21 protein-coding genes are annotated in these 24,347 nt (G+C 38.3%); 11 read left to right on the forward strand and 10 right to left on the reverse strand.

Annotated features, from left to right (window positions below; translation table 11 throughout):
* Positions 1-406 precede the first annotated feature (406 nt).
* The gene (locus ACST15_RS05770; RefSeq protein WP_459453740.1) at positions 407-4,024 is read left to right on the forward strand and encodes a family 78 glycoside hydrolase catalytic domain; all 3,618 of its coding nucleotides are present in this window, start codon (positions 407-409) and stop codon (positions 4,022-4,024) included.
* A gap of 123 nt (positions 4,025-4,147) precedes the next feature.
* A complete protein-coding gene (locus tag ACST15_RS05775) occupies positions 4,148-4,564 on the forward strand; it encodes an SRPBCC domain-containing protein (RefSeq protein WP_459453741.1) in 417 nt (138 codons plus the stop codon).
* A 55-nt stretch (positions 4,565-4,619) separates the two neighbouring features.
* On the opposite strand, the gene ACST15_RS05780 is transcribed toward ACST15_RS05775, so the two are convergent.
* The 4 genes from ACST15_RS05780 to ACST15_RS05795 form a co-directional block, all read right to left on the reverse strand.
* Positions 4,620-5,150: a DinB family protein gene (locus tag ACST15_RS05780; RefSeq protein ID WP_459453742.1), complete on the reverse strand. Its 531-nt coding sequence runs from the start codon at positions 5,148-5,150 to the stop codon at positions 4,620-4,622.
* Positions 5,151-5,292: 142 nt separating this feature from the next.
* Positions 5,293-6,216 carry an Abi family protein gene (locus ACST15_RS05785; RefSeq protein ID WP_459453743.1) on the reverse strand — a complete coding sequence of 308 codons (924 nt, stop codon included), beginning with the start codon at positions 6,214-6,216 and terminating at the stop codon, positions 5,293-5,295.
* A gap of 309 nt (positions 6,217-6,525) precedes the next feature.
* On the reverse strand, positions 6,526-8,712 hold the full coding sequence (locus tag ACST15_RS05790) for a DNA/RNA helicase domain-containing protein (RefSeq protein ID WP_459453744.1): 2,187 nt from the start codon (positions 8,710-8,712) through the stop codon (positions 6,526-6,528).
* Entirely contained in the window at positions 8,709-9,038 is a 330-nt protein-coding gene (locus ACST15_RS05795) for a nucleotide pyrophosphohydrolase (protein ID WP_459453745.1), read from the reverse strand. Before ACST15_RS05795 ends, ACST15_RS05790 begins: the two co-directional genes overlap by 4 nt.
* Positions 9,039-9,336: 298 nt before the next feature.
* Between ACST15_RS05795 and ACST15_RS05800 the strand changes: the two genes are divergently transcribed.
* Both ACST15_RS05800 and ACST15_RS05805 read left to right on the forward strand, forming a co-directional pair.
* On the forward strand, positions 9,337-11,430 hold the full coding sequence (locus ACST15_RS05800) for an outer membrane protein assembly factor BamB family protein (RefSeq protein WP_459453746.1): 2,094 nt from the start codon (positions 9,337-9,339) through the stop codon (positions 11,428-11,430).
* Positions 11,431-11,434: 4 nt separating this feature from the next.
* Positions 11,435-11,869 carry a GNAT family N-acetyltransferase gene (locus tag ACST15_RS05805; RefSeq protein ID WP_459453747.1) on the forward strand — a complete coding sequence of 145 codons (435 nt, stop codon included), beginning with the start codon at positions 11,435-11,437 and terminating at the stop codon, positions 11,867-11,869.
* 1 nt (position 11,870) lies between these two features.
* On the opposite strand, the gene ACST15_RS05810 is transcribed toward ACST15_RS05805, so the two are convergent.
* From ACST15_RS05810 to ACST15_RS05825, 4 genes are all read right to left on the reverse strand, one after another.
* Positions 11,871-14,729, reverse strand: a complete 2,859-nt coding sequence (locus tag ACST15_RS05810; protein ID WP_459453748.1) for a PVC-type heme-binding CxxCH protein — start codon at positions 14,727-14,729, stop codon at positions 11,871-11,873.
* Positions 14,730-14,747: 18 nt separating this feature from the next.
* Entirely contained in the window at positions 14,748-15,383 is a 636-nt protein-coding gene (locus ACST15_RS05815; protein ID WP_459453749.1) for a 3-keto-disaccharide hydrolase, read from the reverse strand.
* Positions 15,384-15,549: 166 nt separating this feature from the next.
* On the reverse strand, positions 15,550-17,040 hold the full coding sequence (locus ACST15_RS05820; protein WP_459453750.1) for a DUF1593 domain-containing protein: 1,491 nt from the start codon (positions 17,038-17,040) through the stop codon (positions 15,550-15,552).
* 106 nt (positions 17,041-17,146) lie between these two features.
* On the reverse strand, positions 17,147-18,211 hold the full coding sequence (locus ACST15_RS05825) for a DUF3500 domain-containing protein (protein WP_459453751.1): 1,065 nt from the start codon (positions 18,209-18,211) through the stop codon (positions 17,147-17,149).
* A gap of 109 nt (positions 18,212-18,320) precedes the next feature.
* On the opposite strand from ACST15_RS05825, the gene ACST15_RS05830 reads away from it, so the two are divergent.
* The 4 genes from ACST15_RS05830 to ACST15_RS05845 all read left to right on the forward strand — a co-directional run bounded on the left by ACST15_RS05830 (position 18,321) and on the right by ACST15_RS05845 (position 19,996).
* On the forward strand, positions 18,321-18,773 hold the full coding sequence (locus ACST15_RS05830) for a DinB family protein (RefSeq protein WP_459453752.1): 453 nt from the start codon (positions 18,321-18,323) through the stop codon (positions 18,771-18,773).
* On the forward strand, positions 18,773-19,237 hold the full coding sequence (locus ACST15_RS05835; RefSeq protein WP_459453753.1) for a GNAT family N-acetyltransferase: 465 nt from the start codon (positions 18,773-18,775) through the stop codon (positions 19,235-19,237). Before ACST15_RS05830 ends, ACST15_RS05835 begins: the two co-directional genes overlap by 1 nt.
* A gap of 95 nt (positions 19,238-19,332) precedes the next feature.
* A complete protein-coding gene (locus tag ACST15_RS05840) occupies positions 19,333-19,533 on the forward strand; it encodes a hypothetical protein (protein WP_459453754.1) in 201 nt (66 codons plus the stop codon).
* A 226-nt stretch (positions 19,534-19,759) separates the two neighbouring features.
* A complete protein-coding gene (locus tag ACST15_RS05845; protein WP_459453755.1) occupies positions 19,760-19,996 on the forward strand; it encodes a hypothetical protein in 237 nt (78 codons plus the stop codon).
* 18 nt (positions 19,997-20,014) lie between these two features.
* Here the strand turns inward: ACST15_RS05845 and ACST15_RS05850 are convergent, their stop codons facing one another.
* Entirely contained in the window at positions 20,015-20,410 is a 396-nt protein-coding gene (locus ACST15_RS05850; RefSeq protein WP_459453756.1) for a hypothetical protein, read from the reverse strand.
* A 16-nt stretch (positions 20,411-20,426) separates the two neighbouring features.
* Positions 20,427-21,395, reverse strand: a complete 969-nt coding sequence (locus ACST15_RS05855; protein ID WP_459453757.1) for a glycoside hydrolase family 43 protein — start codon at positions 21,393-21,395, stop codon at positions 20,427-20,429.
* Positions 21,396-21,465: 70 nt separating this feature from the next.
* On the opposite strand from ACST15_RS05855, the gene ACST15_RS05860 reads away from it, so the two are divergent.
* The 3 genes from ACST15_RS05860 to ACST15_RS05870 all read left to right on the forward strand — a co-directional run bounded on the left by ACST15_RS05860 (position 21,466) and on the right by ACST15_RS05870 (position 24,340).
* The gene (locus tag ACST15_RS05860; RefSeq protein ID WP_459453758.1) at positions 21,466-22,725 is read left to right on the forward strand and encodes a YeiH family protein; all 1,260 of its coding nucleotides are present in this window, start codon (positions 21,466-21,468) and stop codon (positions 22,723-22,725) included.
* Positions 22,726-22,755: 30 nt separating this feature from the next.
* Positions 22,756-23,208: a nuclear transport factor 2 family protein gene (locus tag ACST15_RS05865; protein ID WP_459453759.1), complete on the forward strand. Its 453-nt coding sequence runs from the start codon at positions 22,756-22,758 to the stop codon at positions 23,206-23,208.
* A 133-nt stretch (positions 23,209-23,341) separates the two neighbouring features.
* On the forward strand, positions 23,342-24,340 hold the full coding sequence (locus ACST15_RS05870) for a ThuA domain-containing protein (RefSeq protein WP_459453760.1): 999 nt from the start codon (positions 23,342-23,344) through the stop codon (positions 24,338-24,340).
* Positions 24,341-24,347: the final 7 nt, after the last annotated feature.

A 24,347-nucleotide genomic window follows, 5' to 3' on the forward strand; every position in this document is an offset into this window, starting at 1 on the left:
TCAACATTCATATGTATTTTGAGTCGTCTTACATGTAGTTTATAACAAAAAAATGGTGGCTTCGAGAACCTCAGCCACCATCTGAGCCAACCTAAAATCTCATTATCGTTAAAATTAGAACGATCGAACAAACAAACAATCTCGGTGGCTGGGCTCTCAAATACCAACTCAAGCAATCTCGGTGGCTGAGGCACTCGAAGCCACCTTCTAAAGAGGCTCTAGTATTTGTAATTATAGTTGGCAGAGTTTTTCAAAGCTAGGTGGCTGAGCCACTCGAAGCCACCGTGATTCTGGAACTATCCTTATAACTCTAAGGATAATTTTATCGCTTAAATTAAGTCTTTCATCGAATTAAGTATTACAACTCATGTAAAGACATCATATTTATGTAAAATATCCCAAAGTGATGAAAAAACATTTATTCTACGTACTGTTCAGTGTAATAAGTATTTGTAACCTTCAGGCTCAACATTCCATTCAACAACTGAAGGTGGAATATCAAACACAGCCAATTGGTTTGGATGAACAACATCCTCGGTTTTCTTGGCAAATGCAAAGCCAAGATAAATCTCGTGGAAACCAACAAACCGCCTACCGTATTACGGTTCAAGATTCCAAAAAACAAGTTGTTTGGGATAGTAAAAAAGTAAATTCATCTATATCCCTTGGGATTAATTATGAAGGCTTAGCCTTACAAGCAAGTCAAAAATATCAATGGACTGTTCAGGTTTGGAACCAACAAAATAAAGTAAGCTCCGCTTCTTCCTGGTTTGAAACGGGCCTATTAAACCCCAAGGCCTCCGCATGGAGCGGGGCTGAGTGGATAGGAGAAAACGACCTCCCGCTGTATTCCCATTATTTATCCATGTACAAAATCCAATTTGGTATCCAATTGGATGAAGCTTCCAAATCGACCAAAGCTTCCTTTGTTTTTGGAGCCAATGATCCACGCCTCCAAAATAGAAACTTGAACATTATGGATGTGGCTAATGTTCCAAATGCTTCTTACATCCAACTAGAATTGGATATCAACCGTGTTTCTGAATCAGATTCTGGGCTGGCCCAATTAAATGTTTATCGGGTAGGTTATGACAAAAAGGACAATCCCAGTAAGGTTTTTGCCAGTTTTAAAATTGCTAAAACCCTCATTTCTCCTACGAATAAATACCAGAAACATACCATTTTTGCTCAATGTAATTTCGGCGTTTTCGACTTTTACCTTGATCAAGTGGATCCTGCTCATAAAATTAATGGAGCTCCAGCTGGAGCCGCTGCTGCCCCCAGAGGAGGACAATCTGGGCTTAATCTAAACCCTGTGGGAAGAGGAAACAATTTCATCAGTTTCCCGATGTTATCCGATATTGGATTTCAAGTACCCGCTAATCAAAAAGCCATGTTTTCAGGCGTCTTGATTAAAAACTTCCGTTTCCCAAGTAATACCTTATTTGATGCTGCTGAAAATCCTAGTCTTTTCAGCCATACGTCTATTCAATGGGATGGGAAACAATTTCAAATAGCAGCAGCTGCTGAGAATGTACTCGTTTGTGCTAATCCGAGTAGATTTGCCGCTCCTATGCTAAGGACTCAATTCGCCAGTTTACCCAATAAAACCATCAAACAAGCGCGTGTTTATTCTACCGCTCGGGGGATTTATGAATTGTATTTGAATGGGGAGCGTGTCGGAAAAGACTTTTTTAACCCAGGTTTGACCCAATACAATAAAACCCATTTGTATCAGACCTATGATGTAACCAAACTACTTAAATCAGGAGAAAATGCATGGGGTGCCTGGTTAAGTGAAGGCTGGTGGAGTGGAAATATTACCTTTAGCGGAGATAGTTGGAATTTCTTCGGTGATCGTCAATCCCTGCTGGCCAAATTGGTGATTCAGTATACCGATGGTACTGAACAAATCATTACGACTAATCCTGATACATGGACTTATACCAACGATGGGCCCATTCGTTATGGTAGTTTCTTCCAAGGAGAAGTGTATGATGCTAGAAAAGAAGCAGCCATTTCCGGTTGGTCTACTCCTGCATTCCAAGCCAAGAACTGGAAACCTGCCGTCAAAATTCCCTTAGAAGGTACTGCTTATGTGGGTGATGTACCCAATGCCTTGAATTACAGTGGTATGAAGTTGGTAGGTCAGTTAGACGATGCCGTTCAAGTGAGAAAAGTGATGCAAGCCAAGGCGATGCATGAGCCAAGAAAAGGGGTATATGTCTATGATATGGGTCAAAATATGGTGGGATTCCCCAAAATATTTATTCCAAATGGCAAAGCGGGACAAACGGTTACCTTACGTTTTGCCGAAGTCCTTTACCCTGATTTAGCTGAGTATGCTTCGCAAAAAGGAATGATCATGTTGGAAAATATCCGTGCTGCTTTAGCCCAAGATATTTATATATTGAAAGGTGGCGATGAATACATTCAACCACGTTTTACCTTTCATGGATATCGTTACCTTGAAATTACGGGTTTAGATTCAGCCCCTGCCTTAAGTCAAGTGGCAGGCTTAGTTCTTTCTTCGATTCAAGATATAGGATCCTACTATGAAAGCTCAGATCCACTGGTAAATAAATTATGGCAAAACATTACCTGGTCTATGCGTGGAAACTTCCTTTCTATTCCGACCGATACCCCTGCTAGAAACGAGCGAATGGGTTGGAGTGGAGACATCAATGTTTTCTCAAAAACGGCAAGCTACATGGCTCCAGTGAATAATTTCATGCGCCGTCACTTATTGGCGATGAGGGATGTTCAACGGGCAGATGGTCGATTTACCGACGTGGCTCCTATGGGAGGAGGCTTTGGTGGAACGCTTTGGGGAAGTGCCGGAATCATCATTCCTTGGGAGACTTATCAGCAATATGGGGACAAAAATATGCTGCTAGAGCATTATGATGCCATGAAGCGCTATGTGGCATTTCTAGAAACAAAAGTAGATCCCGCCAACGGAATTTTAAATGAAGGTCCCTTGGGCGATTGGCTAAGTCCGGAAAACAACAAAAATGACAATACGCTTTTCTGGATGACGTATCAGGCATATAACTTGAAAATTATGTCGCAGGTGGCCAACATTTTGGGCAATAAAACGGATGAAAGTGCTTACCTAAGTCAGTACGAAAACAAAAAGAAATTAATCAATTCCATTTACATTGATCCCAATACACATAGAACAGTAAAATCAGGAGTAAGAGCAGCGCGCATGGGCCCTCCGGGAGCAGCACCTGCAGCGCCTGCTACACCGCCAGTTTCGGATAAAGGACAATTGATGGATACGCAGGCTTCTTATGCCATTCCTTTGGCATTGGGAGTTATTGATGAAATTAATAAACCTTTCATCGTAAAACACCTGGTTGAAACAGTTCAGAGATCCAATAAAGATGATGAAGGCGTAGCGCGCCCGCCATACTCATTGATGACTGGATTTATTGGAACAGCCTCCATTGCCGATGCGCTTTCGAATAACCAGAAACATGAGGAGGCTTATGGCTTATTAACCCAAAAGACCTATCCATCTTGGTTGTATTCAGTAGCGAATGGCGCTACCACGATTTGGGAGAGATTAAACTCCTATACCATTGAAAATGGATTTGGAGGAAATAATAGTATGAACTCATTTAACCATTACTCCTTTGGGGCGGTTGCCGCATGGATGTACCAGACATCTTTAGGAATTCAACGCGATGTAGCTTCACCAGGATTTAAGCACTTCATGTTACAGCCTAGCCCAGATGTATCAGGTAAAATCAATTTTGCCAAAGGCTATGTAGAAACCATGTATGGCAAAGTCACGAGCGAATGGAAAAAGGAAGGAAAAATCATCACCTATAAATTTACCGTACCAGCCAATACCACGGCTCACTTAAAGCTTCTAGCTAGTTCAGCCAAGGTCACAGAAAGCGGTCAAGATATAACCAAATCCAAAGGAATTTCCGATATTCAACAGCAAGGAGATTACATGGAGATGGAATTAAATTCAGGTTCATACGAATTCAAGGTTTTTCCGCTTAAGTAAAAATACCCCGCCATTAATGATACAAAGGCGGTTCGAAAGAATCGCCTTTATTTTTTTAATTTTATGAGAGCTCATGTAAGAATCCAATTGATTAATATATTCACGAAACAGTAATTCAAAATAATGACACAAATACACGTCTCTGCCCGAATAAAAGCATCTATCCAACAAGTATGGGATTGTTGGACCCAAGCGGAACATATACAACATTGGAATTTTGCTAGCGATGATTGGCATTGTCCGCAAGCCTCCATTACACTTGAAGTTGGAAAAGAATTTCACTATACCATGGCAGCTAAAGATGGCTCATTCAGCTTTGATTTTTGGGGGACATTTTCTCGGATAGAGCCCTTAAAATACCTTGAAATGACTTTAGGCGATGCTCGTCAAGTGAGTGTCCACTTTATTGTTGAGGGAGATAGCGTAATCGTTAATGAATCTTTTGATCCTGAAAATCAAAATCCGGAAGATATGCAAAAAATGGGTTGGCAAATGATTTTGGATAATTTCAAAAAATATGTGGAGCAGCTACCTGCATAAAATAAGAAAGGCAACCAATGAGGTTGCCTTTTCTATGAGTAGCCAAATGGTTTGACTAGAATAATTTCTCTTGTGGAGGTTTAGCTCCGGCCAAACGGATATACACGGTAGTTTGACCTCTGTGATGGGCCTGATGCTCCAAGCATTTAGCGATAGCTTCTTCTTTGGTCATATCGAATCTTCCGAACATTTTAACGGATTCAGCCATTTGAGCAGCGGTCATTTTTTTAACCGAATTAATGACAAAATCATAGCCATCCATCACCAATTTGGTCACATTAGCCTTTGATTTGTCGGTCGCTTTTTCCGAAGCACCCATAGCAATCGGACTTTTTTCCCCAGATGCAGCCGAAGCAAAACTGTAATTGGCATCAGTTAAGTGTAGCATTTGTTCCGCAAAAGAACGCATTTCAGGAGTGGGTTTTAGGGCATAACCAGATTCTGGCATAGCATCTAAATATTCTTTGGTATAGGCTTTAGATCTTTCCCAATCTTTGACCATAGCATCGACAGATGATTGTGCAAAGGACATTTGAAAAAGTCCAAGTGCAAATAGGAGTGACAAGAATAAACGAGAACGTTTCATGATATTTTAGGTTGGTTGAATCATCAATATTCCAATAAAGAAGTCAAATTTCAAAGGAATTGGGGGGAATATTATGGGGGGGGATTTGGGGATATAGTTTATACCGTTATTCTATAGAGCCAAATGATTTTATAGCTAGTGGTTATTTCCATAGCCCTTGATTTTGCCAATTGTTTAAAAAACCTAATTTGTAGATTGGAATACTGGGATTATTTACAAATAGAGCTAAGATTTTATTTTTAATTTGATGATTTGGGGTTATTTCATTGCATAAATAAACCATTGTACTAATGATTAAAAATGGTTTCTTTGTCTGAATGGAGGAAATTGGTTTGTCAAGCCAAATAGAAAGTGGGTTATTTAAATTTGCGATTGGTACTTTTACCATATTTCTACTCCAGAGTCTAGAATGATGGGCTATGATATTTCTAATATATGTAATGGCCTCTAACCAACTTGATAATTCGTTATGTAGGTTCAGCCCCATTTCGTTAGCTATTTTTGCTTTTTCTGGCAACTGATGTTTTAAATTCTTATATAGCTTCGATAAAACTCCCATAGAGGCTACTTCCATTATTTTCCAAGCATCTGCATCTTGGTTAGGAAATCTTAGCTTGTGGTCCTTTATAAAAATTTCTTGACTTCTAAACAATTCTTTTTTGAGCTCTAGGATAGTATTTTGATAAATACTTATGCTTTTATTAGTGGGTAAAGGTGTAGATTCAAATAAATTTGAATCCAAATACCATAAACCACCATGTGCCATGGATAAGTGGTAAATCATTTTGGTGCGTAATGCAATTTCAATTCGCTCAATGGCATCAAAAAGAATCAATCGTAAGTGTCTATCAAATGTATATCTATCTAGAATGTCTTCAAAAAATGTATTGGGTTTAAAGGTGTGCAGATTAAAGTCGGTCTGCATATCCCACCAATAACCCTTGAGGCGATAATAGCTAATATTTTCTAAAAAATGGTGTGCAGATGGTTCGTCTTTGAATAGCATTCCTCGCTGTTTGAGCGAGGCAATTTGGTCTGCTATGGAGTATGGAGCTTTATTTGCCATAGCTATAAAAAAAGAATGACCCGCTAGCAGATCTTACGGTATGCTGAACGGGTACTGTTGATACAAAAGTACGTCTATTTTTGAAATTCCTACACTTTTTCAAAATGATTTTTCTAATTGATTTTAATTAAGAAGCAAATCAATTCAAATTAAGCTTTTTTATTGGGTTTAGTTTTTACTCATGTATATTAATCAACTAATTGATATTTTTTCACAATATCTTGTATCATCTGAAAAAGGGTCCGAATTTAAACGAAAATCCGAACCCCCTATTTTCTAGTTATACAGTTAATGGGATCGTGTCTTTTTCTATAAAACACATTCAAATATTCCAATAACTTTTAATTGACTCAACTCATCAGGTTCAATGACAATATCATTGTAATTTGAATCATATGATAGGGGTTTCAAAATAATAGCCTCATGACTCCATTGGGCACCATTTATTTTCTTTTTACTTCTATATTCTTTAATGGTATAGCGAGAACCAAAATCAGGGTCCTGAATATCTGTAATTTCAACTAAAACGATTTGTCCATTTCGAGAGCCACCTGAATACTTTCTAAACAAGCAAATTGAACCATTTGGAATAACCTTATTCATCGATTCTCCGATAACTGTGCATGCAAATAAATCAGTAGATGGTTTATATCTAGTTGGAATTTCCACCCATTCGCAATCCGATACTGTTTGCAATTCACTAAAATTTCCAGCCGCTACTTTTAAATCATATATTGGAACTGAATTTTGATAAGGTATTACCTTAGATTTTGGAAGTATTAAAGTAGGTTTTTCAGGCTTAAACTTTGTAATATGTTTTGAGAGATACTCTCTCAAATTTTTATCACAAACATATACATAGGTGCCTTTAATGCCTCTTAGCATAACTGTTTTGTAAATATTTATAATAAAGGATTTTAAGTCTTGAACATTAGTAATACCAATACTACCATTTCTATCAAAATAATTTTCCTTTAAAATGACAATCTCATTTTTTCCCTTGTCATATGTAATTTCATTTCCGAAAATTATTCCTGCATAATTTAGATCATAGGCTTGTGTTGTATGAATACACCCTACCTCATTAATTGCATTCGGGGAATTTATCCAATCATCTGCAACACTATTCCATTGTAATTCTTCCCCTTCAATTTTTATGTCATATAACGACTTGTCATTTTTAGAAATCCATGGCCATGAAAACCCTGCTATCAATCGAGATAACCCATTCTCCGATTCTCTTAGTTTTATTTGTGATACTAAATCTGAAATAGAGTCGAATAGAACAAATTCATATTCTTTGGAATTGAAAATTTCAGATTGAGTAGGCATAGAGCAATTCAGAATGTTATCAATGTATTTTACATAATCATTACCTCCTTTTACTCGAAATTGGGATTTTAAGGATTCTACTTTTGTATCCTTTTTAAGCTTCATTAAATCAAAATCTCTCTTTTTGACATCTGAAGGTTTTATGGATTGATTTTCATCATAGAATAAAATGGATTTATTAGACTGTAATTGAATCCAATCAAGCTCACTACAGGTGTACCTGTCGAGATTCAACTTTTCACATACCACATCAAATGCTCCGAAATAGGCTCCCAAATTAACGCGTCTTCTAAGGCGATGAGATTCATCAACAACTACTATGTCATATTTTTCCTTTACAATTTCTGCAGGTCCGATAACCATATTTGGGTTTAAACCTTTGATATTTTTAAATACTTTTTTCAGCGTATTTCTGAAAGAAGACATTGGCACGACTAATGCCATTTTAGGGTTGGAATATTTGTTTTTTAAATTTTTGATTAGTTCTACAAATTCGGTCTCATCTTCGCCGAATTCTTTGAAATTAAAATCTTCATTATTGGTATTTAGTAATTTGAATAAAAATATCGCTAGTATGGTTTTACCTGTCCCAGCTCCGCCTTCAACAATAAAATTCTTATACTCATCATTCAGCAAGTTATTTAATATGAATAACAAGCCACTTCTTTGCTCAGAAGTTAAAGTTTTGTAAGGAGAGTATTTGAATAAGTCTGAGTTGTCTATGTAATCAATGGAATGTTTTGAAACCCCTTCGGCCCTTAATTTGTCCCAAATCGATTTGAAAATATCCCAATAAACTTCTTTCTTTTGATAATAATTATGATTTGCTAAGCCACCATTTCCATTAATTAATTTATACTGACCATCTCCAGAAATATATTTAATAAGATTAGATTCAATATCAAGAGTTGCAGATTTATTGAATTTTTCACTAGTGATTAAATGAACTGAGGAAAGTTTATTTTTGGCATTACTTTTCAAGTGGCTAGTCATTCGAGCATATGTATCAGTTGTTTCGCCAACATATGCTTCTTTTATTGCCCCATCACTGAGAATATAAACAATTGGCCAAAAATCTTTAGCATAATGAAGATTTTGAAACTCATTAAATAAGTTTGAATTGAAATCATATCGCTTTACTTCAAAAACGTTATTCAAACTCATAACTCTGTATATTTTTTAGCTGTACCTTTTGCTTTATTTACGGGATATTTTTCTCCATTTGTTTTGATTTTTTCTAAAACAATATCCTTAACGTCAAAGCCATATTTTTCAGCTAGTAAAAAGGCAAATGAAAAAATATCAGCAAGTTCTTCTTTTACTTTATCAGAATTTGCATCCTCTGCTTTCTTCCAAAGAAATAATTCTAAAAGTTCAGACGATTCAATGCTTATTGCTAAAGCTAAATCCTTTGGATTATGAAATTGCTCCCAATCTCTTTCATTTCTGAACTTTAAAAGTGCTTGTATAATTTCTTCGCTTTCTTTCATAAAATAGTTAGTATATGCATTGTCAAGGTAATTTTATATTTGCTATTTCAGCAATAAAGGTTTCACAAATTTTACAATGATAAATAATGGCTGTTGAAATAGATTTAATGTGTAGTATTTTTTGAAGATAGAAAATTGAAAGGATAAATAGAAGTTCCTTGTTTAGTTTAAATGCAAGATGAGTCTATGTAAAAAGGAATACTTCAATTTCTCCATTAGCACAAAAGGCAATATAAATCCTCAACCCATCCTATTCATTTTCCCCCCGAAACCCTTACATTTGACAAATTCAATTCCAATGAAAACCTGGCTGTTTATTTTGGGGATTTGTTTGCTAGGCTTGATGCTAGGATTTACTGCTTGGCAAAACAAGGTCAATATAGATTGGCCCTCTTACCATGGAGCGAATGATCGCAACCACTTTTCCCCTTTAAAACAGATAAATCCATCCAATGTACATCGATTAAGTCTGGCTTGGGAATACGATGCAGGTGGAGCAGATACCTCCACAAATAGCACGCAAATGCAGTGCAACCCCATCATCATCAAAGGCATTATGTACGGCGTTTCTGCCAACACCCAAGCTTTTGCGCTTGATGCTAAATCAGGCGTGGAACTTTGGAAAACCCATATTCAAGTTAAAACCAATAGCACCACCAGTCGAGGTGTCAGCTATTGGAGCCAAGGCAAAAAATCACGGATCTTTTTTGGATATGGCCAGTATTTATTTGCCTTGGATGCTAAATCGGGTAAGCCAATTCCTAGTTTTGGTGAAGGGGGTAAAGTGAATTTATTATCAGGAATTCAACGCGAGGGCTCTGATGAATATGTATCTCTCAATACCCCTGTGACTATTTTTAAAAATTTAGTCATCGTAGGGACGCGGGTTTCAGAATCTGCTACGGCACTTTTGGGGGATATCAGAGCTTATGATGTCATTTCTGGAAAATTAGTTTGGACCTTTCATACCATTCCAAGACCCGGTCAATATGGATATACCACTTGGGAGAAATATAATTATCAAAATCTAGGGGGAGCCAACAGCTGGATGGGCATGGCATTGGATGAAAAAAGGGGAATCGTTTACGCCCCCACCGGTTCGGCGGCCTTTGATTTTTACGGAGGAAATAGAAAAGGAGACAATTTATTTGCCAATTGCTTGATTGCCCTCGATGCCACAACAGGCAAAAGGTTATGGCATTATCAGACGGTTCACCATGATATTTGGGATCGAGATATACCTGCGCCTCCCAATTTATTTTCCTTGACCATTCAAGGGCAAAAGAAGGATGTCGTTTCCGTTTTAAGTAAGCAGGGTTTTATGTTTGTCTTTGACCGTGTGACAGGCAAGCCCATTTATCCCATAGTAGAAACTCCTTTTCCTGCCTCCGATATTCCCGGGGAAGTAGCCGCTAAAACGCAACCGATCCCCACTTGGCCAGAGCCATTTACGCGTCAAAGCTTTTTTGAAAAAGATATTAATCCTTGGGCATCCAATTCAGATGAAATCAAAAAGGAATTGGCTTTAGCCAAATCTGGACATGCTTATATTCCCGTGGGTAAAGAAAAAACGATCTTTTTCCCAGGAACCGATGGCGGCGCTCAATGGGGTGGGGCGGCAGTTGACGAGCAGTACGTGATGTACATTCCTGCCAAAGAAAATCCAGTTTACAGTGCTTTAATTCCTAACCCTAAAAGCCTCAAATTAACTAAGGCTGGAAGTATTTATCAACAACAGTGCATGAGCTGTCATGGAGAAAATAGACAAGGAAATGAAGATGGTTCCATTCCTGCTTTGCTCGATCTAGATAAAAAATACACCCTTAAAACCTACCTTCAATTATTGAATCAAGGTAGAGGTAGAATGCCCTCTTTTCAACATATAAGTCTCGAACAAAAGGAGGCAATTTGGGCCTATTTACATGGGGATAATGTGGAAGTAAAAGCCTCTAACCTTTTATCTGTTTCAGATTATTTGATGACGGGCTATAACCGCTGGTTTGATTCCAAAGGTTATCCGGTCAGTCGACCACCTTGGGGCACCTTGACTGCCATGAATATGCATACAGGTAAGAAAATTTGGCAAGTTCCTTTGGGGGAATATCCCGAATTAATGGCTCAAGGAATTCCTAGAACGGGTACTGATAATTATGGGGGTCCGGCGGTAACAGCAGGGGGTTTGGTGTTTATCGCTGCCACTAAAGATGAATATTTCAGGGCTTTCAATCGTAAAACGGGCGAGGAATTATGGAGATATAAATTGCCTGCGGCTGGATATGCTTCTCCTTCGGTTTATTCTGTAGATGGCAAGCAATATGTGGTCATCGCTTGTGGAGGAGGCAAGTTGAAAACCAAGTCGGGCGACCACTACCTCGCTTTTTCACTAAATTAGTTTCATGCAAATTCAAGAAATTCCGATCCAACAAGTTTTAGTGATTCGCCAGGAAGTCATGTGGCCAGATAAAGACCTGGATTTTGTTAAGCTAGCAGGTGATGAAACGGCTATGCACTTGGGCTTAATTGATGAAGGTCAATTGAAATCCGTTATTTCCCTTTTCCAGGAGAATCAATCCCTCCAATTCCGGAAATTTGCCACGCTTGTTTCAGAACAAGGCAAAGGCTATGGGTCCCTTTTATTGAAGCATGTGTTTGAACAATTTAGTCAAGCAGATGTAAAAAAAATTTGGTGCAACGCCCGAGTTTCCAAGGTCCAGTTTTATGAAAAATTTGGCATGAAAATAGTGGGCGAAGCATTCCTGAAAAATGGGATTGAATACGTGAAAATGGAGAGAAGGATGTCCCACATTTCTTCCGAATCCAGTCCCATGTAGGCTATTTTTGACTCAATACTTTGTCCAATAACATAGTGATTTCATGGTTCTCATGGGAATGCCCTAATTTGGATTGTAATTCCTTCAATGAGTTCATCGCTTCATCCGATTTCAAGGCAGCCACTCGTTGAATGGTATATTGTAAAAATTTAGGCATTTTCGCTTTGACACCTAATTGAATAGCACGTTTGACATCCAAAGTTGCCAATGGTTCGGCAGCATACCAAAGCATTAAAGGTAAATTATGATCTGTTTTATCTTCGCTTTTTTGTACCAAGGCATCCAATACATTCCAACGCTGAGCGGGTTCCAAACGTAACAAGGCAGAAACTAAATACAATCTAACCTGTGCCGATTTATCTGTACGTGCCAAGGCCTCAAATTGGCCTAAAATACTAGCTGAGACTTGTTTCTTTTCCGCAACCAATTGAATAGCCCAACTTCGTACATTTTCATCCGGATTCGTTAATAATTGAGCAACATCTTTTTCGGTCAGACCCTGAGTAACATGTAGTGTCCAGAGTGCTCTCAATTTTCTAGTCACATCTGGGTTTTTATCGATGATGTTTTTGAGGGCCTCATGAACTTTCGGATTTGCGCCCCTTTCTTGCAAGATGGTTCTAGCCTGTCTAACATACCATTCATTGGCATGAAGCTGGTAATTCACCAAATCCATGTCAGAGGCTTTATGTAAATCCACTTGTACCCATTTGTCGTTTTCATGCGTGATTTTAAAAATTCTACCCATCGTTTTATCGTGTACATCTGGGTTAGAACTGTGGCATTGGTTTTTATCGTACCAGTCAATGGCAAATACTGAACCGCTTGGATCATATTTAAAATTGAGCCATTGTGACCATGAGTCGTTCATGACAATAAAGTCTTTTTTGTGAGAAGCTGAATAGCCTGAACCTTGCCGGTTTAACTGATCTACATTCAATCTCGAACCATTGATATTGTTCATGAAGATGTTATTTCGGTATTCTTTAGGCCAAGAATTTCCTCCCAAATAAATCATAGCCCCTGCATGAGCATGGCCACCTCCTGCGGAAGCTGATCTAAAATTGCCTGCATGCGGCCCACGATCTCCTACATAGTGGCGGTGATCAGCGATGGTTTTAATATCCTCATAGGTGTAAGGATTAAAATGTTTTCCCGCTTGTCGTTCGTAGCGTGCCCCTTGGATGATGTGGAACATGTGCGGAATCACACAAACCGTTATAAAAGGATGCCCAAACTCATTGAAGTCGATTCCCCAAGGATTACTCGTTCCTTCAGCAAAGACTTCAAACTGATGACTGATGGGATGGTATCTCCAAACACCTGCATTGATTTTGGTTCTTTCTCGATCGCTTGCTCCTGGTTTACCAACATTGGAATGGGTAAAGACCCCATGATTGCCATAGAGCCATCCATCGGGTCCCCAGCGCAAGCTATTTAATACTTCGTGGGTATCTTGTACTCCCCAGCCATCCAATAGTTTTTGGATAGGCCCCGTCGGTTTATCCGTTTGTAAGTCGGTAGGTATAAATAATAAATAGGGAGCTGCACCTAGCCAAACCCCACCCATGCCCACTTCAATGCCACTCACTAAATTCAAGCCTTCCATAAAGACTTTTCGTTTGTCTAAAGTCCCATTGCCATCCGTATCTTCAAAAATCAGGATGCGATCTTTTCCTTGTCCTTCTGGAGCAGGAACGGGATAGGTATGACCTTCCACCACCCACAAACGCCCTCTAGCATCTATGGTGAAACTGATTGGACGAACAATATCAGGCTCGGCGGCGGCTAAGTTAATTTTGAAACCTTTGGGTAAAGTCATTACTTCTGCGGCCTTTAAACCGGAAAGTCCGGCGTTGAGTACAGGATCCAATGGGGGAAGAATGATGATGTCCTTTTGATGTAATTCATTGGGGAAATTTGGCCGATTCGCATGGAATTGAAAGTTGTCAAAATTGATGTGCGCGAATTTGTCATGGGCTACGTAGGGGATAGGAGTGATTCCCGTTTCGTTGTCAATGATGCGGATAAAGATTTCTTGTTGTAAATAGGGTTTTAAGTTCGCCACCACGGGTTGTAAAGTGGCACGACCTTGACCCGTAGAGCGGAAAATGACCTTTTTGCTTTTGGCCAAAACCAATTCTACCCGTGTATCTTGTAATGCGCCCCCTGAAACCAAAAAGCTAGCAAAAGGCTGTGTTACCTTAAATGGTACAGAGCTTAAACTACCTGTCAAAGCATAGTTTTTAGTTCCGCCACTGCTGATGAAATGTGTTCCTTCAGGACTGATTTTCATGCTTTTATCATGAACAGGAGAGGGATCTTGGTTGAAGATAGGATTTGCAAAGGCCTCTCCTTCTGCTTTCCAATCTTCCAAATTTCCTGATTCAAAATGGAAGTTTAAGGGTTTTCCATTTTTGCTAGGCCTTATTCCTTTTACAAGCTCAGCAGTGATAGCTCCTTCCACCACCTCAAATTTTCCCACCATTCCAGCCGCCCGATGACCAGGGATGGAGCAAAAATAGGTGTCATTTGACTGAGCAATAAATACGATGCTCGTACTCGATCCCTTATCTAAAATGGTGGAACTCTTGATCCCTATTTTTTCCATGGAGATGTCGTGAGTCATTTGCTCTCCGTTGACAATAGTAATCCGTACTTTTTTGCCTTTATTGGCTTTTAGGGTAGGGTTTCTTGTTCCATCTTTCGAAAAATACCCTAGCATGGTTGCTTCTAAGGTATAGTCAAAATCGACTTTACTACTATCTTGTTGGATGGCGTTGGAACTTATTGCCCAAATGGGATTTGCCAAAAAAAGACATAAGGTAATACCCCAAAAATAGTTAACAGATTTGTTCATAGGTTTTAAGAGATTGTTTTAAGGTAATTCCTGAATGACGATATCTTTGACAGCAACTAGGGCCTTTCCGCCACCATGGATTTGTATTCCGATTAATCCAGATTGGGGAATAGTCGCATCCATTTCTTGATAATCCACACTCATTTTACCATTGATATATAGTCGAATATGATGATCAATAGCCTTGATCTCATATTCATTCCAATCGTTGAATTTAATCCACGTTAAAACCTCTTGATCATCTGGTTTAACTAAGGTTTTATTTCGCCTTGATTCATCATAAAGACTAGCCCAATAACCTGTGCCAAAATCAGCTTGGTAACCTATCATTTCATAGGCAGGATTGCTCAATCGTTTGCTACGAAATTGAATGCCGGAATTAACAAATCCTTCGTTACCCGTCAGCTTGATTTTCAGTTTAAGAATAAAATTGGAATAAGTGTTTTGCGTGCAAAGAAAGTCATTGTGTGGAACGGTATTGTTTAATGAACCACCGAGAATCATGCCATTTTCAATGCGCCAAGTATGTAGGGTATCTCCTTCCCAGCCACGAAATGTTTTACCATCAAACAAAGAGATGGTTTTGGGGCTTTGAGCAAAACCAATAGGTATGCTAAAGCAAGCTAGTAAGCTTATCCAAATCAATGATTTCATACAGCTGATTGAATCATCAGGCTCCCTGTACTTTTGAAAGGGAGTGCTAGATTCGTTTATTAGGTTTAGGTGAATTTGCCTCTCAATATAAGAGAAAATCAAATAGATAAACCCAATTCAGCACAATATTGTACAATTTTTTATTGAATCTATTTTATTTAGTGGTTTAAAGGATATGGACTACCACTCTACGATATCCTGTTAATGCGGGTGTACCATTGTCTTTTCCTTCGATAATTACATGATACGTTTGACCTTTGACAGCCGTTTGTGGGATATTAACTACAGCTTTATTTCCTGCAACCTGGATATCTGCTGCCCCGCTTCCAGCTTCTTTGTAGGGCCAAGCACTTAAGTTCACCTCATTTTTATCTGGATCTAAAGCAAACAGATTTAATGTTAAACGTTGACCCGCTTTGGCATAAACCTTCATGCCTTCTCTGACGGTAATTTGAGGGGCATGGTTCGCCTTTTGGAAGCTTTTTACACACCAATCTGCTCGCGCAGCAAAGTCTTGTTGGAGTGCAATGAGCCAGCGAGTTTGCGAATAATTAATATCTAATTTGCCTAGTTCAGGATTGAAATCAGCAGCATCATCATTGTCTTCGTATCGATACGGATTATCTTTGGCCGGAGCAAATCGACCGCCCCATCCTCCATAAGATGGATTATTTAAATTGTTTAGACCTACATCCACTAAATGTAAAAATGCGGGAGAGTCTCCCTCTGAAATGAAATCATAAGGGACAAAGCTTCCCCATTGAGCATTTTTCAATTTGTTAGGATCACCATGTATGTGTTCATCATCTCCGACTTGTTTTTGTCCATCTCCGTATGCATAATACATTTTCAAAAGTGGGCCATGGTTCAGTATAATGTTCTTTGACATATATGGACCTTCAAAATAAGGCTGAGCTGCTTTGGGCATGATTCTTTTCCAAGGATAGGCAAAGCTTCCAAATTGATGGGCATTGTAAAATACCCGAATGTTGGGCCAATGTAGACCGATGTACTTTTTATAGGTAGCATCTTGGTCCATGACGGTATAGATGATGGCTTTTTTCGAAATTTTTTCCTGTATGCTTGGCCAATCTTTTTGTTTGGAATAGGCCTCTTCAATGGATTTTAAAGCTCGAGCAATGGTGTTGGTTCCTCCCCAAGCTTGTAAAAAAATGGGTTCAGGGTTATTGTCCACAAGTTTTGCTTTTATCCATTCAGAACCCGGCGTGATTTTTTCCATTTCTCCCTCAAAGTCAATATTGCCTACTTTCACTAGGCTGTTGAGGTAAGCTGGACTTGGGTAGTTTTTGGCATGCTGAGATAGGTTGGGATAAACCTCAGCATAGGCTTTTAATAAATCTTGTATCCATTGTACCCCAGGCCAGCGCAAATCTGTTTTAGCTCCGTACATTTTCTTGGTCATCTCCATTTCAGAAGTAAACAAGGTTCCCTTTCCATCACCCTTATAATGCCACATGGAGCTAGAATATACCAAACCTTCTAGGTGAAATTCATTGGAATATAAAAGCATACGGATGAATGTATCCACATCATCAATTTCACCATCGGTGGTGACAATGGTTCTAGGTAAATGTTCTTTAGCTAACAGGGGTGTGAATAATCCCAAGCAGAGAAGGAAAAAGAAAATTTTTCTCATGGGTAGAAATGAATTAATTCAAATGGTTTTGTGGGCCTAATTTGGCTTCAATATTGGGGTATTATAACAAATTTGATAGACAAATTAGGGTTAATTTTCCGATTAATCAATGTTTTGATTCAAGGTAGTGCATTTTTAATAAGTCAGCACCAAAGTCATTTCCTTTTTCCCTCAAGATGGCATGGATGTGATTTCCATCATTTTGAAAGCCTACATTGTCATATTCAATGAGAAAATCGGGTCCATTGATGATGTAATAATGTGACTTATTATTTTCTAAACTTCCGACCCAAGCAAAATAGATTTTATCCATGCCCGTAGCCGCAATTTTATCCATCATTTGATGCGATTTTTCATGTTCAAAATTATGGATGTATTCTTGAATCAAGATTTTTAACATGGCCTTTTGAGCATCTGTAAATTCTTTCACTGCAATCCCATAATAGGAGTCGATTCGCTGTTGACTATTGGGAGAAGTGATGATATCTTTTGGAACAGCCTGCTGTAAAATGGCTTTTGATTTTTGAGCATCTGAAAGCATATTGACCAACATAAATCCATAGTCTTCTTCTTTACTTAAAACCCTTAGCCCAGCATATTTAGAAGATTTAACTTCAGAAGGATCTGTTCCAATGAAATAAGGCGACATGCTTATTTTTTTGCCATCAGAGGTTAAACTTAGGGCCATGTGATGCCCTCCAAAATTCATTCCCCAAGGAGCATCACCAGGTTTACCAAAAATGGAGATATAATAATTACCATGTGCCCAATTCAGCTTTTGCATTTGGGTCAAAAATTCCTTTTTGATTTCCCCTTTGTCGTAGGCCTCTTGATATAAAGTATTCAGAATATCATCCAGCTGCATGATGCTAGTGGTTTTTAAGTAGCCTTGAGAGCTTAATAATGAACTTAAAACCCGATGAAAGGCTAGTCTACTTTTGTCTGACAGAGAACCATATTGTATGCCGGGTCTTGGAACTAAACCTACGGGAAGATTAGTCCATTTTTTTCGAACACTATCTTGAAAGGAATAGCTTACCTTTTTCAGTTCATCTTGATTTAGGCTTGCTAAAAACGAGTTAACGGCCTGGTGAATGCGCATGCTATTTTGCGAAAATAGGCTCATAGGTAAAATCAGCGCAATAAATAGGTAAATGGATCTAGTTTTCATGGTAAGGAATTTTGTTAAAAGTATTCATTTTAATGAATATACAAATGCTCGGGTACTCATTTTAGCATGCTATTTTATTCTATATTTGAGATGCACGTGTACTAATTCTATGGAAATGTTGACCGAAGATTTATTAAAACTATTTGTTCGAGATTTAAATCGCTTAAAAAGGGAAATTTCGCAGTACCAAGATGAAGCTAATTTATGGAAAGTAGATGGGTCTATATCTAATTCCGCCGGTAATTTATGTTTGCACCTAATCGGAAATTTGCAAACCTATTTTGGGTCGGTTTATGGCAATACAGGTTATGTTAGAAATCGAGACAAGGAATTTTCGGATAAGGCTGTGCCGCGAGTGCAATTGATGGACATGATTGCACAAACCGAGTTGATGATGCAACAGGTTTTACCCAAGATAAGTCAAGAACAACTGGAGGAAGATTATCCCATGGAAGTCTTTGACCATTCGATGAAATCAGCGTATTATTTTGTTCATCTGGCGGTTCATTTGGGTTACCATCTAGGTCAGATAAATTATCACCGTCGACTGTTGGATAACTAATGAGTCAAATTCGCATTACACATTTTGAACCTGAGCATAGAGATGCTATTCGGAATTTAAATTTTGAATGGCTGGAAAAGTATTTCCATGTAGAGGAGATTGATCAGCAGGTTTTATCCAATCCCGAGGAGGTAATTTTAGCTCCAGGTGGACAAATTTTCTATGCTTGGTATGGTGACCAAATTGTAGGAACAGTTTCCTTGATGAAGATTCAAGACCAGGTATTTGAGTTGACCAAAATGGCAGTCAATGAAGCATTTCAAGGATTAGGAATAGGTAAATTGCTAATGGAACATTGCTTGGATTATGCTAAAGAACAAGGGATAAAACAGATCATTATTTATTCCAATCGTCGATTAGAAAGAGCTGTGGAAATGTACCGTCGATTTGGATTTGTTGAAATAGACTTAGGCCCTGTGTTGTACACCCGAGCGGACATAAAAATGAGCTTGGATATAAGTTAGTTGGTATTTTTCAATTTGAGATATTAAAAATAAGAGGATGAATTTTTTGGTAGGATATTTATATTATTTTCGAAAAACTAATTAAATCCGAATAAATGAGCATTTTAAAAGTAACAACCGAGTCAATTAGAAGGGCGAATAGTAAAGGTATGGATTTTAATAAAATGCATCATTACAAGGGCATTATCGTAGTAAAAACGAATTTAAATGGAATTATAAGAGTTCGTGAAATATCTAGAGAAATGATCAATGAAGCTTACGAAAAATCTTTAAGGCATTATGCAGAGGAACTATAATTTCATTTACTCTAAACTGGTAGAAAAAGACTCTGACTTAATTGGACACGTTGCCTATTCATTATACAAAAAAAGTAAAATTTAATATATCGAAAAACAAGTTTTACTTGGGAAAACTCCAACCGATTCTGAGCTTATCCCTTTTAATGAAATCTCGTCTTCTGAAAGTTCTATAGAAAGGTATAAACTAAAAGCTACATTTATAATTCAAGGCTTTATTGAAAATATGCTAGATGAGGAATTGGAGAGTTATAAAGAACAGGTAGTCAATAATCAGGTTGATATTCTCCATAAGGTTATTAAGCCATTGGTTACCCCTACTTGGAAGAATGTATTAATGGGAGTAGTTGGTTCATTTGTATTCGCATTAATCTCTGTTTCATTCTACTTTATCATTTCTTATGGAAATTATTCTATCAAAATCAAGGTCGAACAGCCAACAGAAACTGTTAGAAAATCTTAGAACTAGTAGCGTATTATATTAAGTTTTCTCCAAAGCTATTCGCAAACTAATCAGAGTCAATAAAAAGGTGATGGGCGTGAAAATAATTCGTTCAGTCACATTCAGTGCTTGCGTATTTCCTAAGGTATTCAAGAAGAATAGAAGCGGTATCAGCCATACCAAATAATCCGCGATCTTGTAGAATTTGGGAAGTATCCATCGAGCCTTCATGGAAACAATGACAGCCATGAAGGCTAATAATAACAAGGAAATGCTTTCCATTTGGATGAGTTCAATTCGACTTTGTAAGCGGCCACCCCAAACAATATCAGCAGGCACAATTCCCAGTAGGACCAGTAGATGGAACAGCATGGCTAGAGTAGCGAATCCTAAGAAAATGCTCAAGGCAAGCTTAAAGGGAATCCATTTTTTCATGCTTTAGGCTGTTCGACTATTTGATTTTTTGCGCATTCACCCCCTTAAAACTTAGTTTTACCGGAAGTATATCCCCTTTATCATCAAAATACATGGGTTCGATACAAGTAACCCGATGGTTTCTATCCGTCTCGTCTAATGGTCTTCGGTGGTAGACAATGTACCATTGGTCAGTATTTGGGATTTGTATCACAGAATGGTGTCCAGCTCCAGTGGCCACTTGGGGATCCTGTTTGAGAATTTTATCTTTTCTTTCGAATGGACCAAATGGACTATCTGCCACGGCATAGGCAACGGAATAGTTAGGGCCAGTCCAGCCCCCTTCGCTCCACATAAAATAGTATTTATTGTTTCGTATGAACATGAAAGGGCCTTCCACATAGCCATTGGGGGTGATTTCCTTAAACATTTTTCCATCTTCAAAAGGGACGATGGATTTGAAATCCGGACTTAATCGGGCTATGTTACAATGCTTCCAACCTCCATAAATGATGTAGTATTGACCATCTTTATCCTTAAATACAAATTGATCGATGGGCTGTGCGCCGTTTTGAAATTGACCTATTAATGGCTTCCCAATTAAATCCTTGAAAGGTCCTTGGGGTTTTTCAGAAACCGCTACGCCGATACCTCCCATTTCCTGATTACTCTGAATGTCATTGGCACCAAAGAACAAATAATATTTTTTGTCTTTTTGAACTATCGCAGGTGCCCACATGGCTTTTTTGGCCCATTTGATGGCAGAGGTATCCACTATGCTAGCATGTTTTTTCCAATGAACGAGGTCCTTGGAAGAAAAGGCATCGAAGAAGACTTGCTTTTGATACACATCCGAATAAGTCGGGTAAATCCAGTATTGCTTATCAAAAATGATGGCTTCCGGGTCGGCATACCATCCTGGGAATAGGGGATTTCCCGAGGTTTTTTGTTGAGCACTTAGTGAGTGAGCGAGAATTAAAAAAAAGGAATAGTATATTAATTTCATAGAGTTTTTAATAACTTGTCTTATCAAAGTTAAAATACTCTTTTAATTTACCTAAACTTATTCCATTTCTATGTCAAACAACAAAACCACATTTAGCTTAACAGAAGACTGGACTGTCGTGGTCTTTGGATTCTTAATTATTGCCCTAGCCCTCTTTGGAATTAAAATACCAAGCCCCGTTTTTGCATGGGAAAACGCAGCCGAATTAGGAGAAAAAGTAATAAACGGTACGAATTTATTCAATCTAGGAAAATTGTTTTTATGGGTATATGCCATTGCAATTTTAGCCACCAAAACTTTGGGTAAAGATGTAGCGGCCACCATCAAAGGATTTCCAATTGTTTTTATTTTAACCACCTTGGCTCTTATATTGGCAGGTAATTCCTTCCTTAAAAATTGGAATTTAGAAGCAGTTATTTTCAGCTTATCCATTGGCTTAATCATCAGTAATTTTTCCAATATTCCAGATTGGTTAAGGGAATCATTATCCACCGAATTATTTGTGAAAATAGGATTGGTATTATTAGGTACCAGTATCATTTTTGGGGATATTTTAAAAGCCGGATCTTTAGGTCTTGTTCAAGCGCTACTAGTGGTTGTTTCCGTCTGGTATTTTGCTTTCTGGGTTTCCAAAAAATTGGGAATCGACGAGGAAATGGCTATCATGATTTCAAGTGCCGTTTCCATTTGTGGCGTTTCGGCAGCCATAGCTACGGCAGGGGCCATCAAAGGGGACTCAAAAAAACTTTCTTATGTCATTTCCATAGTATTGATTACAGCTATTCCGATGATCATTTTTATGCCCATCATTGCTAAAGCTTTGGGTTTATCAGAAGCAGTAACCGGAGCTTGGTTAGGTGGTACCATCGATACCACTGGGGCCGTAATTGCCTCGGGTTCTTTGATTGGAGAGGAAGCATTAAAAATTAGTACCATTGTCAAATTTTCTCAAAATGTCTTATTAGGTTTAGCGGCTTTTGGGATTTCGATTTATTGGACATATACCAACAATCAGTCGGATGTGGCCAAAGAATCAAAACCTACCTTGGGTATCATTTGGGAGCGTTTCCCCAAATTTGTTATTGGTTTTGTGGCGGCTTCCCTCTTATTTTCATTTGTCATTTCTGGAGATGTTATTTCTGAAGTGAAAGGTGGTTTAAAATCCCTTCAAGGTCTTTGGTTTGCATTAGCTTTTACCAGCATTGGATTGGAAACTAAGTTCGCCGATTTATTTAGCAGCGAAGGCAAAAAACCTTTGTATGCCTTCCTTATAGCTCAAGGTTTTAATGTGCTAGTTACCCTGGTAATCGCTTATTTCTTGTTTAAATAAAAAGGGCCATTTTCTTATGGATGATATCGAATGAAAACTTTTGTTTATATCTGTACTTTTTGGGCTATTTGTTTGTCTGCTTCAGCGCAGTCAAGTAAATCTGCTGATTTACATCGGCAAATAGCCCATTTAGATAGTGTGATGTTTCAAGCCTATAATGAGCGAAATATGCCCGCTTTTAAACAATTCTTTACATCAGATTTAGAATGGTTTCAAGATAATGGTGGCTTACTTCATTATGATACAGTTATTGCTAATTTTCAACAGATATTTAATCGCGAATATGTATTAACTCGGAAATTAGTACCCGGAACTTTGGAGGTTCACCCGATTAAAGACTACGGAGCTATTCATATAGGTCGACATACTTTTTCCCATGTGGAAAATGGGAAATTGGAAGTAGGCGAATTTAAGTTTTTGATGATATGGAGAATGGACAATGGAAATTGGAAAATATCACGAGTAGTTAGTTACGATCATTAATGGAATCAATTTAAATATTACACTTGAAGCTCAATCTTTGGCTATTTTGAAAATGCTAAGATTACTTGTATCTATGTAGTAATTCCGAATGGAAATGCATTCATTTTTATCATTGTACAGAAACATTTTTGCTATGAAACAATTCTCCACCCGACTTCTATTCTCGACCATTTTATTAAGTATATTCTTACTACATGGGGGAGAAACAAAAGCTATAAAGCCTGCTGCCAAGACTAAAGTCATTCGAACCTTGATAGTTGACGGTCAAAATAACCATGATCAATGGCCGAAAATTACCTTTATGATGAAGGATTTTTTAGAGCAATCAGGAAAATTCAAAGTGGATGTGCAACGATCTCATTTCACTTGGAATGCGGCAGATTTGATTCCTAAATACATGTTGCCAGGCCTTGAGAATACAGTATCTCTGCCAAAGCCTAAGGCTGATTCAAGTTTCCATCCTAAATTCTCTGACTATGATTTAGTGATTTGTAATTTTGGATGGAATGCTGCTCCTTGGCCTGCTGAAACCCAATTGGACTTTGAAAAATTCATGAAAAAAGGAGGAGGTTTAGTGGTTATTCATGCTGCCGATAATTCCTTTCCACAATGGCCAGCCTATAATGAAATGATTGGTCTTGGGGGTTGGGGAGACCGTACCGAAAAAGATGGTCCCTATGTTTATTATGACATGGATGGAAAATTAGTCAAAGATACCCAGGCCGGTCGCGCTGGTTCGCATGGACCTCAAAAGGAATATCAAATTACGATTCGTAACTCAAATCATCCCATCACCAAGGGCATGCCGCTCACTTGGATGCATAGCCAAGATGAAATGTATGACCGTTTACGTGGACCAGCTGTCAATATGGAAATCTTAGGAACTGCTTTTTCAGCTAAAGAAAATAAGGGAAGCGGTCGACATGAACCTATGCTCATAGTCACCCAATATGGAAAAGGAAGAGTATTTCACACACCCATGGGCCATGCAGATTATTCTGTTTCCTGTGTAGGTTTTATTACCACTTTGTTACGAGGTGCGCAATGGGCAGCAACAGGAAAAGTTGATATCCCAATTCCTTCGGATTTTCCCAAGGCTGACGTTTCTTCAAAGAGGGAATATACGAAATAGCTAGCGT

This window comes from Aquirufa sp. Wall-65K1 (assembly GCF_054558475.1).